The sequence below is a fragment of the Roseibium aggregatum genome, assembly GCF_014692675.1.
Classification (GTDB): Bacteria; Pseudomonadota; Alphaproteobacteria; order Rhizobiales; family Stappiaceae; genus Roseibium; species Roseibium aggregatum_C.
This window is the reverse complement of sequence record NZ_JABFCZ010000007.1, coordinates 151663-166933: the sequence shown is the minus strand read 5'-3', so window position 1 is coordinate 166933 and position 15271 is coordinate 151663. Positions and strand designations below refer to the sequence as shown.

Genomic DNA, 15271 nt, shown 5'->3' with positions numbered 1-15271 from the left:
GGGGATCGGTTCGATTCGCTCGATTGCGGGACCGTGCCGCATCCGGTTGATGTGGGTCAAACGAAACGCTCCGGTTGCGCGTTAACATGAGGAAGGTCGGGGCGCGAAACGGTGCGGGTTCCGCCACGCTCAATGCAGCTTGAATCATGTACGGGAGAAAAGGTGGTTCAAAATGAGCAATCTGTTGCCCTCTCTTTGGGGAAATAACGACAATCCTTTTACGTCCTTGCAGAAGGAAATGGACAGGATGTTCCAGGACTTCGGCAGAAAGCTGCCGGCCGCCGGAGCGGCCGTGACCAGTTTCCCGGCAATTGACGTTCATGACACGGACAAGGGTCTGGAACTGACGGCCGAATTGCCCGGGATTGCGGAAAAGGACATCGACGTGTCCGTTTCCGATCGGACGCTGACCATCAAGGGTGAAAAGACGGCCGAAAAAACCGTCGACGAAAAGGACCGTTATGTCAGCGAACGCAGCTACGGTTCATTCCGCCGCGTCCTGACCCTGCCGTTCGAACCGGATGCGTCCAAGGTCGAGGCCCACATGGACAACGGCGTGCTGACCGTCGTCCTGCCGCGCCCTGCGGAAACGGCCGAAAAGACCAAGAAGATCGAAGTGAAGCGGAAAGGCTGAGGTCGGCCTTTCGGCTCACAGGGAATAGTTCTCAATAGCGCATATGGAGCGGCTGCGGACTTTCCGCGGCCGCTTTTTTTAGGTCAGCGCCGGTACAGACTTCCGGATTGGAATGACCTCATTGCCAAATTACCAGAGCGGCGGTCTGCCCCGGCAAAATGATGTGCGTTATAGAAGGCTAGGCAGTAGTTACAAATGAACGGTTGGCATCGCCCCAGGGACGGAAAAAGAGAATGAAACAGAGAACCGGTGGTGAGCTTCTGGTGGAAGCTCTGGAATGTCATGGCGCGGAACGTGTCTTCTGCGTGCCGGGCGAAAGCTACCTGGCTGTTCTCGACGCCCTTTACGACGCCGATATCGCCGTGACCGTGTGCCGTCAGGAAGGCGGCGCGGCCATGATGGCGGATACCTACGGCAAGCTCACCGGCAAGCCGGGCATCTGCATGGTAACCCGGGGACCCGGCGCGACCAATGCCGCGGCCGGCGTTCATGTGGCCGCCCAGGATTCCACGCCGATGATCCTGTTCATCGGCCAGATCGAGCGCGGCATGCGCGAACGCGAAGCCTTCCAGGAAGTCGATTACCGGCAGATGTTCGGCGGCATCGCGAAATGGGTCGCCGAGATCGATCAGGCCGACCGGGTGCCGGAATTCATTTCAAGGGCCTGGCACGTGGCGACCTCCGGCCGTCCCGGTCCGGTCGTGCTCGCCCTGCCCGAAGACATGCTGGTCGAGACGGCGGCCGTTGCCCAGCCCGAACCGTGGCGCCAGGTCGAAACCCATCCCGGCCTGACGCTGATGGCCGATCTGCAGAAGCGGCTCTGGGCTGCCGAACGCCCGATCGCGATCCTCGGCGGCAGCCGCTGGACGGCAGAGGCGGTTGCCGCCTTTGCCCGTGTCGCCGAGCGCTTCGACCTGCCTGTCGCCTGTTCCTTCCGCCGGCAGATGCTGTTCGACAACCTGCACCCGAACTATGCCGGCGACGTGGGCATCGGCATCAATCCGAAGCTCGCCGAGCGGATCAAGGCTTCCGACCTGATCCTGCTTGTCGGCGGCCGCCTGTCGGAAATGCCGAGCCAGTCCTATTCGCTCGTGAACATTCCGGAGCCGGACCAGGCGCTGGTGCATGTCCATCCCGACGCCGAAGAACTCGGTCGGGTCTACCGGCCGACGCTTGCCATTCACGCAAGCCCGGCCGCCTTCTGCAAGGCGGCCGAAGGGTTGCAGCCGCCGGCCGAGCTGAAAGGAGCGGGTGCTGCGGCCAAGGCGCATGAGGATTATCTGGCATGGTCGGGCGCCCGGCCGGAAACGCCGGGCGATCTGCAGATGTCGGGCGTCATGGACTGGATCGAGACCAATCTGCCGGACGATGCGATCTTCACCAACGGGGCTGGCAACTACGCCACCTGGCTGCACCGCTTCCACCGCTTCCGCCGCTATGGCACCCAGGCGGCGCCGACCTCCGGGTCCATGGGCTACGGCCTGCCGGCCGCGGTTGCCGCCAAGCTGACCTTCCCCGACCGTCCGGTGGTGTGCTTTGCCGGCGATGGCTGCCTGCAGATGACCATGCAGGAATTCGGCACAGCCTGCCAGGAAGAGGCCGCGATCATCGTGCTGGTCATCGACAACGGCATGTACGGCACGATCCGCATGCACCAGGAGCGCACTTATCCGCGCCGTCCGTCGGCGACCAAGCTGGTCAATCCGGACTTCGCAGCCCTTGCCCGCTCCTATGGCGCCCATGCCGAAACAGTCGAAAAGACGGCAGACTTCGGCCCGGCCTTCGAGCGGGCACTGGCCTCCGGCAAACCGGCGCTCCTGCATCTGAAGCTTGATCCGGAAGCGATCACCCCGGCCCGGTCGCTCAGCCAGATCCGCGCGGAAGCCGAAGCCAGATAGGCTTTATCCGTCCAGATCTGCGTCAAGGCCTGCCACCGGCAACGTGACATCCGCGATACCGGGATCGTCACGAGAGGTCCTGACCGAGAAACCGAGCTTCTCGCACATGGCGAGCATGGAGGTGTTTTCCTTGAGCACCTCGCCCTTGATCGTGCCAATCCCGTCCGCCTTCGCGTAGCGGATGATCAGTTGCATCAGGGCCCATCCGAGGCCGATGCCCTTGAGGTCGGAACGCACGATGACGGCATATTCGCCCGTCTGGTGATCCGGGTCCGTATGCAGCCGGACGGCGCCGAGCAGGTTGCCGGTTTCCGGATCGATCGCCGCAAACGCCATGGCGCGCGCATAGTCGAGCTGGGTGAGCTGGGCGAGAAAGCGGTGGCTGAAATCGCGGACCGGCGCGAAGAAACGCAGCCGCAGGTCTTCCGGAGAGACCGTCTCGAAAAACGCCTTGAGCAGGTCTTCGTCGTCGGGCCGGATCGGCCTGACGAAGACCTTGCGGCCATCCCGGAGGGAAAGCGTCTGCTCCCATTCGCTCGGATAAGGCGCAATGGACAGCCGCGACTGTCCGAGCCGGCCGCGATGTTCGGCCGGCGCGCCGAGGGTGACGCGGGCATCAAGGGCCAGGACCCCGCCCTGGCGCGCCACCAGCGGATTGATGTCGAGTTCCAGGATTTCCGGAATATCGACGCAGATCTGGGACAGCTTGACCAGCGTCAGGGCAATGGCGGCCCGGTCGAGGCTCGGCCGCGCCCGTGTGCCGCCCAGAAGCCGGCTGATCCTGATGCGCCCGATCAGGGCGTCGGCCAGCTTGAGATCGAGCGGCGGCAGTTCGAGCGAGACGTCGCCGCTGTCCTCGACCACCGTTCCGCCCTGTCCGAACACGATGACCGGACCGAACACCGGCGTATTGGCAAGGCCCAGGAATAGTTCCAGGCCGTTCCGGTCCTCCAGCATGGGGTGCACACTGACGCCGGTGATGTTTGCCGCCGGAAACATCGCCCGGGTCTGGTCAAGGAGTTGCTGCGCGGCCGCTGCGACGGCTTGCGGACTTTCCAGGCCCAGCCGGACCCCGTCGATCTGCGATTTGAACGGCAGGTCGGGAGAAATCAGCTTCACCACGCAGTGGCGGGCGCTCCTGAAGAAATGCTTCGCGATTTCTTCCGCTTCCTGCGCCGATCCGGCAAGCTCCGTGCCGATCAGGGGGATCTGGTAGGCCGCCATAACGGCAGCGACTTCGACCGGCGAAAGCCAGCTGCGGTTTTCGGCCAAAGCCTTGTCGACGATCCGGCGGGCGGCGGCCTTGTCCGGTGTGAAGTCCGCCGGCATGCTCGGCGGGACGGCCATGAGGAAATCCCGCGCCCGGGCATCGCGCGCCAGATGCATGATGCTGCGCACCGCTTCCGCCGGGCTGGAATAACAGGGAATTCCCGCTGCATCGAGCGGGCCGCGTGTGGTGCTGTCGCCGCCGATCAGGCCTGTCACCAGTGCCTTGCGGCGCCCCGTGTGCTTGCGGTTTTCGTCTGCCGTTTCGGCAATCGCCTTGCCGATGTCCTCAAGAGAGGTGAATGCGGTCCCGGCATGGAGCGTCAGCAGGCCGTCAACGCCCTTGTCCTGCAGGATCCGGCTTACGGCGAACTTGAGATCGGCTGCCGGCAGGTCCTCTTTCAGCACTATCTTTCCTCTGGCTCCGATCGTGCCTTCGGGATTGCGCGCAGGCCTGCAGAACGGGGCAATCGCGGCAACGGTCTCCGGCTCGAGCCGGGCAAGGCCGGCGCCGAGGTCCGCCAGGCGGTCCGAGGCAAGGGCCGCCAGACTGCGCCCGTTGGCGACGACCGCCAGGGATTCGCAGGTGGGCACCCGGATCCGCGACAGGGTTTCGACCGCCTCGAACATCTCGTCCAGGTCATTGACCCTGAGCAGGCCGGCGCGGCGGAAGACGGCCTCATAGACCAGATCCGGATCGGCCAGCCGCCCGGCATGGGTACGCCCGGTCCCAACGGTTTCCAAGCTTCGCCCGGAACGTATCACGATCACCGGTTTGCTGCGCGCGGCCGCCCTTGCGGCGGAGATGAATTTCTGCGGCGAGGACAGGTTCTCCAGGTGCAGGAGAATGGCCCGCGTCCGGTAATCCTGCGCGAAATAGTCGATCAGGTCGCTGATATCGACATCCATGCGCGCGCCGAGCGACACCACTCCGGAAAAGCCGGTCTGATGGCTGGCCGCCCAGGACAGCGTTCCGTTCAGGACCGCGCCGGAGCGTGCGAAGAAGGCGACATCGCCGGCAAGCGGCTTTGCAGCGCTCAAAAGCGTGTCCAGGGAAAGGGCCGGTACCGCGACGCCCAGGCTGCCGGGACCGATCATGCGCAGGTTTGTCGGCCGCGCCGCCTCCCGGCACCGCTGAAGCAGCTCTTCCGGCCAGCTTTCAAAGCCAGGCGACAACAGGAGCACAGCACGCGTTCCGCGGGCCGCGAGCCCGGCAATTAACTGCGGACTATCGTCCGAGGCGCCGAGGCAGATGGCGAGATCGGGCCCCTGCGCCAGATCGTCGACCGACGCGGCGACGCTGAATTCGGAAGGTACGTCGCCGGCCTTAAGGTCGATCAGATGGACGGAGTGTTTTCCGGCGAAGGCGGACAGCGCGTGAAGCAGATGCCCGGTCACCGCCGGATCGTGGCGGGACGGACCGATGACGGCAATGGACTTCGGGGCGAAAAAGCCCTCAAGGTTTCGTATGGTCACGCGGACTGCCTCGCCGCCGTTGAACGAAAACTCAAATAAGGCGGAGAGTTCAGGAAACCCTCCGCCTCTTAAAATTACGTGACGTGGCCGGGTTGGTCTCCGGAATGAACCGGCGACCCGCCCGGATCAGTGGGCCATCAGGACCGGAACGGTCATGGCTTCCAGGATTTCGCGGGTTGCCCCGCCGAACAGGAATTCACGCATCCGGCTGTGGCCGTAGCCGCCCATGACGACGAGGTCGTTGGCGTGGTCGGACACGTAGTTCAGCAGGGTATCGGCAATGCCCGTCTGCGGGTTGGTCACCACGTCGATGGTCACGTCGAGGCCGTGGCGGGCGAGATAGGTGGCGATTTCGGCACCCGGCTGGCCGCCGGTGCCTTCGGTCTTCTTCTCCACCACGAGAACGGTGATCTTGTCGGACTTGCCCAGCATCGGCAGGGCCGCATGAACGGCGCGGGTCGCGGTCGAACTGCCGTCCCAGGCGATCAGCACGTTGTTCGGCGTATAGTCGGAAACGCCGATGTAAGGCACGAGGAGGACCGGCACGCCGCTTTCGAACAGCACCGTTTCGATCAGCAGTTCGCGCATCGGCTCCGGCGTATCCGGATTGGTCTGGCCGATCACCACCAAGTCGGTCGTGCGGCAGTGCTGCAGCACGCCTTCCAGCGGGCCGCCGGTCAGGATTTCCGCGACCCGGCTTTCCGACTTGTCGCCGGAAAGGCGGGCCAGTTCGTCGAACTGCTTCTGGGCTTCCTTGGCGGCGCCCACAGCCTGTTCGTGGGCTGCTTCCAGGTAGTCCACCGGCATCGGCGCCGCGGCGAAGGCAGGCACCACGGGTTCGAAGGCGATCGCCAGACCCGTCACGTGGGCATCGTACTGCCGCCCGAGTTCCAGCGCGTATTTCGGCGCAGGTTGAGACCCGGAAAGGTCGATGATCGTCAGAATGTCCTTGAGTGCCATGGTATTGTCTCCGTCCAGAAAAGCGGGCGAGTGCCCGTATTTTATATCGGCAATTTATGCAGGATTTTGAACCCCCACTTTGAGCAGGATCAACTCAAAGCGGTGTTGGCGCAAAAACTTATACCGCCTTCATCACTTCGCGGGCGATGATCAGGCGCTGGATTTCCGATGTGCCTTCGTAGATGGTCGTGATCCGGGCGTCGCGGGCGAAGCGTTCCAGCGGATACTCCTTGATGTAACCGGCGCCACCGTGAAGCTGCAGCGCGGTGTAGGTGGCGCGCTGGGCGGCTTCAGATGCATAGAGCTTGGCCATGGAGGCCTCCTTGGAATAGGGCCTGCCGGCGTCCTTGAGCGCTGCCGCCTGCAGGATTAAGAGGCGGGCGGCTTCCAGCTCCGTCTCCCGGTCGGCGATCATCCACTGCAGGCCCTGCATGTCGGCGAGCGGCCGGCCGAACTGTTCGCGGTCCTTGACGAAGGCCTTGGCCGTGTCCATGGCCTTGCGGGCAATGCCAAGCGCCAGCGAGGCGATGCCGATGCGTCCGCCGGCGAGTTCGCCGACGGCAATGCGGAAGCCGTCGTTTTCCTTTCCCATCATGGCGGTTGCCGGAACCCGGCAGTCCTGGAACAGGACCTCGTTGGTCGCCGAGCCGGTCTGGCCCATCTTCTTTTCCGCCTTGCCGATCACGAGGCCCGGCGTTCCCGCCTCGACCAGGAAACAGGAAATGCCCTTGCCCTTCGGCGCGTCCGGATCGGTGACGGCCCAGACGACGAAAATGCCGGCATATTCGGCGGAGGTGATATAGAGCTTGGCGCCGTTGAGGACGTAGTGATTGCCGTCCTTGACCGCGCGGGTCTTCATCGCCGACGGGTCGGATCCCGCGGAGGATTCCGTCAGGCAGAAGCCGCCGGCGGCATAGGTGCCGTCCGTCAGCTTCGGCAGGTAGTCCGCCTTCTGTTCGTCGGAGCCGACTGCCTGGATGACTTCGCCGACCATGTTGGTCACAGAAACAGTCACTGCCGTAGAAGCACAGCCGCCGGCCAATGCCTGCACGGCCTGGGCAAAGCCGATGGCGCCGGCTTCCGTGCCGCCGTAGTCGGCGGAAACGTTCAGCCCCATGAAGCCGTTTTCGGCAAGCAGGCGCAGATTGTCGAGGAACTCGGCCCGGCCTTCGCCGGCATCGACCTTTTCGGCCAGCGGTTCCAGACGGTCGGCCGCCAGCCGGTGGGCGGCATCCGAGATCATCTGCTGTTCTTCTGTGAGTTCGAAGTGCATGGGGCGTTTCCGGTTATTAAATTTGCCAGACCCTACCCGCACGCCGAACCCGTTGTCCATGATCTCCTTTCCGGTTTGCGGCCTCGGGCCAAACAGGACATAAGAAAGCATGAGGACCCGTTTCATTCTTCTGGCCCTGCCGCCGCTTGTCTTGCTTCTGATCGCTGCCGTCATCGTGCAGTTGATCGCGGTGCGCGACGAGGAAAGTGTTGACCGCAAGGCGTCCGAACGACTGACCCTCTACCGCCAGACCATCCTCGGCGAATACGACAAGTACCGCTACCTGCCTTACGTGCTGGCGCGCGATCCGCGGGCGACCATCGTCTTGAACATGCAGCAGACGACGGAATCCGCGAACCGCTATCTGGAGGAGATGGCGGAAAACTCCGGCGCCAACCTGCTCTACATCATGAACACGGACGGCGTCACGCTGGGTGCCAGCAACTGGCGCGACGAGCTGTCCCTGGTCGGACGCAACTACGGTTTCCGGCCCTATTTCAAGGCGGCCATGGCCGGCGAGGAGGGACGGTTCTTCGCCATCGGGGCGACCATGGGCGAACCGGGGCTGTTCCTGTCGCGGCCGACGCCGGTGAAAGGCCCGCCGCGGGGCGTGGCCGTGGTCAAGGTCGACATGCGTCCGCTGGAACAGGCCTGGGCGGAAGGCGGCGAGATCGTCTTTGCCTCCGATGCCAACGGGGTGATCTTTCTCTCCAGCGTGTCCGACTGGCGCTACAAGGTGCTTCATCCCTTGAGCGACAGCCTCCTGTCTAAGATCCGGGAGACCCGCCAGTTCGCAGGTCTGCCGCTGGAGCTTTTGTCCGACGCCTCCGGCAACGCGGACAACGTGCTTGCGATCGACGGCCGGCGCTACCGGCACAACCAGGCCGATGTCGGTCTGCTCGGCTGGAAACTGCACTTCCTGGTTCCCGTTGAGGAGACGAAGGAGAACCTGTGGCCGGTCTGGGTGTCGGCCATCGGCCTCAGCCTGCTTTATGCGGTGGGTGTCCTGGTGTTCCGCGGGCGGGCGCTGCGCAGGGCGTCTGCTCTCTTACGCCAGGAATCGGAAGAGCTGCGCGAACTGAACCTGCGGCTGACGGACGAGGTCGAGGAACGCAAGCGGATCGAGCGCGAGCTTATCAAGGCCCAGGAAGGTCTGGCGCGGTCGAGCCGTCTTGCGGCTGTCGGCCAGATGTCGGCCGCCGTCGCCCATGAACTGAACCAGCCGCTTGCCGCCCTGCGCATGTTCGTTGCCGGAACCCGCAAGTTCCTGGAAAAGCTGAATATCGAGGCAGCACGGGAGAACCTGTCTGAAATCGACGGTCTGCAGCACCGGATGGCGGCGCTGACCCAGGAACTGAAGCGCTTTGCGCGGCCTGCGGAAAGCCGGATCGAGTCCATCGATCTGAAGGAAAACATTCGCGCCGCCGCCAAGATTGCCCTGCCGCGGTTCGAGGAAACCGGGGTCGACCTGACCGTCACCCTGCCGGAGGAGCCGTTGCGCCTGGAAACGGCGCCGCTGCCGGTGGAGCAGGTGCTGTTGAACCTGTTGCGCAACGGTGCGGATGCCGCGTCCCAGGTTGCCGACGGCAAGGTGCTGCTGGAGGCGAAGCGGCTGGAGGATGCCATCGTCATCGAGGTCTCGGACAACGGCGCCGGCGTTCCGGAGGAAATCCGGGAAAAGATCTTCGATCCGTTCTTCACGACCAAGCTGAGCAGCGGCGGCCTCGGTCTCGGGCTTTCCATTTCCGGCCGGATCGCGGAAGACATCGGCGGGTCCCTGTCGGTCGCGACCAACACATTCGGCGGCGCGACCTTTACCCTGTCGCTGCCGGCCGCGCGCGATCTGCGGCCCCGGCGCGAAGACTCGAGCAACAAGACGTCTGAGACCAAAGCGCAGGAGGTTCCCGCGGAATGACCGCGCCAGAAGCACAGGCCCCGGTTCTGATCGTCGATGATGATCCATCCATGCGCGCCGCCCTGCGGCAATGGATGGGGCTGGCGGATTTCACGCCGATCGAAGCGGCGGGTGCCCAGGAGGCGATCGGCAAGATTTCTTCCAGCTTTCCGGGGTGCGTCGTTTCCGACGTGATGCTGCAGGGAGAAGATGGGGTCAGTCTCATGCGCCGGATCGGGGAGATCGATGCGGAAATCCCGGTGATCCTGATCACCGGCCACGGCGATGTTCCCATGGCGGTCGAGGCGATGCGCAACGGCGCTTATGATTTCGTCGAAAAGCCGTTCGATCCGGAAAACATGGCCGAGATTGTCCGTCGCGCGGTGGAAAAACGCGCCCTCGTCCTGGAAAATCGGGCCCTGACGAGACGCCTGGAGGACGGCTCGAGCCTGGAAAGCCGGCTTCTCGGCAACAGCCCGGCGATGCGGGCCCTGCGCGACCGGATCCTGCATTTCGCTTCGACCGATGCCGCCGTCCTGATTACCGGGGAAACCGGGACGGGCAAGGAAGTCGTCGCCCAGGCGCTGCATGATTTCGGCAGCCGCAAGGACGGCCCTTTCGTTGCGATCAACGCCGCAGCCTTGCCGGAAACCATGGTCGAGGCGGAGCTGTTCGGTCACGAGGCCGGGGCCTTCACCGGTGCGGACCGGATGCGTCAGGGGCGGATCGAGGCGGCAGACGGCGGCGTCCTCTTTCTGGATGAAATCGTGTCGATGCCGATGAGCCTGCAGCCGAAGCTCCTGCGCGTGCTCCAGGAAAAGCAGGTCGACAGGATCGGTGGGCGCAAGCCGGTGCGGGTCGATATCCGCATCGTCAGCGCGGCCAATGTCGATCCGCGCGAGGCGGTCGCCGCAAGGACCCTGCGCGAGGATCTCCTGTTCCGCCTGAACACCATTGAAATCACCATACCGCCCTTGCGGGACCGGGGCAGCGATTGCCTTGTGCTGTTCGACACCTTCGTCAACCGGTTCACGGCGCAATACGGGCTGGATCGCCCCGAAACGAGCGCCCGCGACGAGGCCTTTCTACAGACCTACGGCTGGCCGGGCAATGTCCGCGAACTCCGGAATGCGGCCGAACGTTTTGTCCTGAACGCCGGCGTCGGCCGCCAGCCTCTGGAAATGCTGGTGACCGGCAACGGCGCTGCGCATGAGATCGGGGAAGGGGACACCCTGCGCGCGATCATGGACAATTACGAACGCAACATCATCGCCAGCGCCCTGCGCCGGCATGACGGCCGAATCGCCGCCGTCATGGAGGAACTCGGCGTTCCGCGCCGGACGCTGAACGAAAAGATGACCCGTCTCGGCCTGAGCCGCCCGAAGGCCGGGCTGACCGCGGCAGAGGACTAGGGTCAGGACCCATTAATCAGATTGGAATGGTATGAGCCGATTTGTTCGGATACGAGGCGCAAGTTCGCAGGAAACCGTCCGGTTTTCCAGAACTTGCAACGCTGTAGCCGGGCAAATCGGCCATATCCCGAAGGGACGCGTAAACGGCTTAGATCTGCTGCGTCGAACCGCTCAACCGGGCAGGGAGCCCGCTTTTCGCGTCTCTCCTTGCAGCTCTTTGCCGTTTACGGCGCAATTGCAACCTGATTAATGAGTCCTGACCCTAGGAGCGACATGCCACCGCAAACAGGTGATCCGGGCACGGTTCAGACGGCAACGCCGCGCGAGTGGCTGCGCGTGACCATCGTCCATGTGTCCATACCTGTGATCCTGTTGGCCTGCGGAGGGGATATCCGCTGGTGGCAGGCCTGGGTCTATTTCCTGCTCCTCGTTGCAGCCGGCGTCGGCGGGCGCGTCTGGGCGGAATGGCGCCATCCGGGGCTGATGGTGGAACGGGACCGGTCCCTGTCGATGAAGGCATCGGATGTCAAAGCCTGGGATAAGGTTCTCGGACCGCTCATGGCATTGACCCTTTCCTTTCCGCTGGTCATCGTCGCGGGGCTGGATCACCGCTTCGACTGGTCGCCCGTATTCCCCGCATGGCTTTCCGTCACCGGTCTCTTCCTGATCGCAATCGGATACGCCTTCGCAACCTGGGCCTTGGCGGAGAACCGCTTCTTCTCCAGCCTGATGCGCATCCAGACCGATCGGGGACATGAGGTATGCGACAGCGGCCCGTACCGGATCGTCAGGCACCCGGGGTATGCCGGAAACCTTCTGGCATTGCCGGGCATGGTGCTCGCCCTGGGTTCTGTGTGGACACTCGTTCCGGTGGCGGTCGCACTGGTTGTCGCCGTGATCAGAACCGCACTCGAAGACCGGACGCTTCAGGAAGAGTTGCCGGGGTACCAGGACTATACGAGCCGCGTAAGATATCGCTTGTTTCCCGGAATTTACTAAGGTCCAGTCTCTGGCGCCCTGATCCTAAATCTGAAGTTGCCGGCAAGATTCCGCCAATGGGAAAACGGCATCGGCAAGAAATCGCCGATTGACGGAGGCGGCACAGACGTGCTGCCATCCGGAATTGCGGGGTTTTGGGGAAAATCCCGTCATGTCATGTGTTTGGCACGGGACATGCAAAATAAAATCCTAGCTGGGTGCGGGCCGATGCTGCAGGAGGCGGCGTCGCCGGGACATCCAGGCTTATGGGCACTTTATATCTGGGAGGATACACATGCTCACTGTTCGCAAGTTTGCGACCGCTGCATCCGTAGCTGTCTTGGGACTGGTTTTTGCCACCGAAACTTTCGCCGCCGATGTCACCTGGAACGTTTCCGTCTGGGGCAAGCGCCGCGCCTTCACCGAGCACATCGAATATCTGGCCGAGAAGGTCGCCGAGAAGACCGGCGGCAAGTTCGAAATCAAGATCGCCTACGGCGAGGCCCTGTCGAAGTCGCGCGAAAACCTTGACGGTATTTCCTTCGGCGCTTTTGAAATGGCCCAGATCTGCGCCTCCTACCATGCCGACAAGAACCCGACCCTGACGGTTCTCGAACTGCCGTTCCTGGGCGTGGAAGACCTCGACGCGGAAGTGAAGGTCAGCGAAGCGGTTTACCAGCATCCGGCGGTCAAGAAGGACCTTGCCCGGTGGAATGCACAGGTTCTGATGCCCTCGCCGATGCCGCAGTACAACTTCATCGGCAATGGCGATGCTCCGAAGTCACCGAAGGACTTCGAAGGCATGCGCGTGCGTGCGCTGGGCGGGATCGGTAACCTGATGTCCGCAATCGGCGCCGTTCCGACCACCGTGACGGCATCTGAAACCTACCAGGCCATGGAATCCGGTACGGTGCGTGCCGCATCCTTTGCGCCCCATGCTCACCTGGCGTTCAAGACCGTGGAAGTCGGCACCTGGTGGACGGCCAACATGAACCCGGGAACGGTGCAGTGCCCGGTGGTCGTGAACACCGACGCCTACAACGCCCTGCCTGACGATTTCCGCAAGGCATTGGACGAGACCGTCCCGGCAGCTGTCGACCACTACCTGGCGACCTATGCCAAGGTCTATGACAAGTGGTGGCCGGAACTGGAAAAGCGCAATATCCAGCAGATCAAGTTCTCCGCTGAAGATCTTGCCGCCCTGCGCGCCAAGGCCGCCCCGATCTACGATCAGTGGATCAAGGACATGGATGCCAAGGGCATCCCGGGTCAGGAACTGCTGGATCTGGTGCACTCGACCCTCGGCAACTGACGCCGGCCGGTCGAGAATTCAAACGAACCAGTCGATCTTAAAACCTCCGGCGTTTTTACGCCGGAGGCCTTCCTTGGGCGTATAAAAATGATGACTCCAGACCGGTCCGATGCGACCGCCGAGGCGCCGCGTTACATCATGTTCGATGGCGTTCTCGCCAGGATAGAGAATGGGTTCAACCTGATCGCCGCGGCCAGTATCATGATCTTGATGCTGCTGGCTGTCGTGCAGATCTTCGGGCGCACCTTCCTCAATCAGCCCATTCCGGGTTTCATTGACATCACCGAGCAGGCGATGGCCGTGTTCACCTTCATGGGCATTGCCTACTGCCAGCGTGTGGGTGGCCACATCCGCATGGAAATCCTGCTTGGAAAGCTCAAGGGCCGCGCACTCTGGATCGCCGAATTTTTCGGGGTCTTCATCATTTTCCTGGTGGTTTGCGGGCTGATCTACGGCTCCTGGTTTCATTTCCAGCGGTCGTGGAGTATCGGCGATTCCACCATCGACATCGGGCTGCCCACCTGGCCCTCGAAACTGATCGTTCCGGTCGCACTCACCTTGCTTGCCCTCAGGCTGCTGTTGCAGCTCTACGGTTATTGGCGGCTGATTGCCGACCCGTCACGCACGCCCCTTTCCGTTCCGCTCATCATGGATGTTGAGGAAGCGGCCCAACATGAAATCGAGGAAGCCTTTGGCGAAGACGACGAGGAGGTTTCCCGATGACGCCGTTTGAAGTCGGACTGATCATGACCGGCGTGTTGCTGGTCCTCGTCCTGGTCGGCGTGCGCGTCGCCTTTGCCGCCGCCTTTGTCGGGCTCACCGGCCTGATCATCATCTTCTCCATGCGCATGGGCTTCGAAAGAGGCGTCATCACCGCGCTGAAGATGGCAGGCACCGTGCCCCATTCCAAGTCGGTCACCTATTCCCTCTCGGTCCTGCCGACCTTCATCCTGATCGGCTTTCTCGCCTTTTACGCGGGGCTGACCAAGCAGTTGTTCGATGCGGCCAAGAAGTGGCTCGGCTGGATGCCGGGCGGCATGGCCGTCGGCACCGTGTTTGCCACCGCCGGGTTTGCCGCCGTGTCCGGCGCCAGCGTGGCGACCGCCGCGGTATTCGCCCGCGTCGCCATTCCGGAAATGCTGGCCGTGGGCTATTCCAAGCGGCTGGCTGCGGCCGTGGTCGCCGCCGGCGGCACGCTCGCCTCGCTGATCCCGCCTTCCGCGATCCTGGTGATCTACGCGATCCTGGTGGAGCAGTCGGTCGGCAAGTTGCTGATCGCGGGTTTCATTCCCGGGCTCTACTCGGCGCTGATCTACATCCTGATCATCGTCGGCATGGCGGCCTGGCGCGGCGATGCGCCGGCGATCAAGGGCTTCACCTGGTCGGATCGCTTCGCCTCGCTGCCCGGAACGTTCCCGATCTTCGCTGTGGTGGCCGTGATCTTCGTCGGCCTGTTCGGCATCGACATCGGCGGTTACCAGTTCGCCGCAACGCCGACGGAAGCCGGTGCGCTCGGCGCCTTCGTCGTCCTGATCACCGCCTTCTTCAAAGGCATGCGCGGCCGGCAGCTTGGCCAGGCTCTGCACGAAACCGCCAAGCTGACGGTGATGATCTTCACCCTCATCTGGGGCGTGCTGGTCTATGTGCGCTTCCTCGGCTTTGCCGGCCTGCCCGATGCGTTCCGGGACTTCATCGTCAGCCTGCCGCATGATCCAATGCTGACGATGATCCTGATCCTGGCTGCCTATGCGGTGCTCGGCATGTTCATCGACGCCATCGGCATGCTCGTCCTGACCCTGCCTGTGGTCTATCCGGCGGTCATGGCGCTCAACGGCGGCGAGGCCGTCAGTGCGGCGGACAGCACGCTCGGCATGTCGGGTGAGGCCTGCTCGATCTGGTTCGGCATCCTGGTGGTGAAGATGGCGGAACTCTGCCTGATCACGCCGCCGATCGGCCTGAACTGCTTTGTGGTCGCGGGTGTGAGGCCGGACATTCCGGTCCAGGAAGTGTTCCGCGGCTGCATCCCGTTCTTCGTCGCCGACATCATCACCATCGGCGGCCTCTTGGCCTTCCCGTCGATCATCACCTGGCTGCCGTCTATGATGTAGCCGGGAAACAAGGGATGAAAATCAAGGCCGCGCCGGGAAACCGGTGCGGCCTTTTTTAAT

General features: G+C 63.2%; 11 protein-coding genes. 8 read left to right on the top strand and 3 right to left on the bottom strand.

Features of this window, described 5'->3' with window-relative positions; translation table 11 throughout:
* Positions 1 to 238: 238 nt before the first annotated feature.
* Together HK439_RS07860 and HK439_RS07855 are read left to right on the top strand one after the other, a co-directional pair.
* The gene (locus tag HK439_RS07860; protein WP_190290844.1) at positions 239 to 634 is read left to right on the top strand and encodes an Hsp20/alpha crystallin family protein; all 396 of its coding nucleotides are present in this window, start codon (positions 239 to 241) and stop codon (positions 632 to 634) included.
* Between the two features lie 233 nt (positions 635 to 867).
* On the top strand, positions 868 to 2532 hold the full coding sequence (locus HK439_RS07855) for a thiamine pyrophosphate-binding protein (RefSeq protein WP_190290843.1): 1665 nt from the start codon (positions 868 to 870) through the stop codon (positions 2530 to 2532).
* Between the two features lie 3 nt (positions 2533 to 2535).
* Here the strand turns inward: HK439_RS07855 and HK439_RS27235 are convergent, their stop codons facing one another.
* From HK439_RS27235 to HK439_RS07840, 3 genes are all read right to left on the bottom strand, one after another.
* Positions 2536 to 5274, bottom strand: a complete 2739-nt coding sequence (locus tag HK439_RS27235) for a bifunctional acetate--CoA ligase family protein/GNAT family N-acetyltransferase (RefSeq protein WP_190290842.1) — start codon at positions 5272 to 5274, stop codon at positions 2536 to 2538.
* 126 nt (positions 5275 to 5400) lie between these two features.
* Positions 5401 to 6234 (bottom strand): universal stress protein, encoded by an 834-nt coding sequence (locus HK439_RS07845; RefSeq protein WP_190290841.1) that lies wholly within the window; start codon positions 6232 to 6234, stop codon positions 5401 to 5403.
* A gap of 118 nt (positions 6235 to 6352) precedes the next feature.
* Entirely contained in the window at positions 6353 to 7507 is a 1155-nt protein-coding gene (locus HK439_RS07840; RefSeq protein ID WP_190290840.1) for an acyl-CoA dehydrogenase family protein, read from the bottom strand.
* A gap of 109 nt (positions 7508 to 7616) precedes the next feature.
* On the opposite strand from HK439_RS07840, the gene HK439_RS07835 reads away from it, so the two are divergent.
* The 6 genes from HK439_RS07835 (at position 7617) to HK439_RS07810 (ending at position 15211) form a co-directional block, all read left to right on the top strand.
* On the top strand, positions 7617 to 9422 hold the full coding sequence (locus HK439_RS07835) for a sensor histidine kinase (protein WP_190290839.1): 1806 nt from the start codon (positions 7617 to 7619) through the stop codon (positions 9420 to 9422).
* Positions 9419 to 10813 carry a sigma-54-dependent transcriptional regulator gene (locus tag HK439_RS07830; protein WP_190290838.1) on the top strand — a complete coding sequence of 465 codons (1395 nt, stop codon included), beginning with the start codon at positions 9419 to 9421 and terminating at the stop codon, positions 10811 to 10813. Before HK439_RS07835 ends, HK439_RS07830 begins: the two co-directional genes overlap by 4 nt.
* 273 nt (positions 10814 to 11086) lie before the next feature.
* A complete protein-coding gene (locus HK439_RS07825) occupies positions 11087 to 11812 on the top strand; it encodes a methyltransferase family protein (RefSeq protein ID WP_190290837.1) in 726 nt (241 codons plus the stop codon).
* A gap of 274 nt (positions 11813 to 12086) precedes the next feature.
* A complete protein-coding gene (locus tag HK439_RS07820) occupies positions 12087 to 13103 on the top strand; it encodes a C4-dicarboxylate TRAP transporter substrate-binding protein (RefSeq protein ID WP_190290836.1) in 1017 nt (338 codons plus the stop codon).
* A gap of 87 nt (positions 13104 to 13190) precedes the next feature.
* Positions 13191 to 13826 (top strand): TRAP transporter small permease subunit, encoded by a 636-nt coding sequence (locus tag HK439_RS07815; protein WP_190290835.1) that lies wholly within the window; start codon positions 13191 to 13193, stop codon positions 13824 to 13826.
* Positions 13823 to 15211 (top strand): TRAP transporter large permease, encoded by a 1389-nt coding sequence (locus HK439_RS07810; protein WP_190290834.1) that lies wholly within the window; start codon positions 13823 to 13825, stop codon positions 15209 to 15211. Before HK439_RS07815 ends, HK439_RS07810 begins: the two co-directional genes overlap by 4 nt.
* The last annotated feature ends 60 nt before the right edge of the window (positions 15212 to 15271 follow it).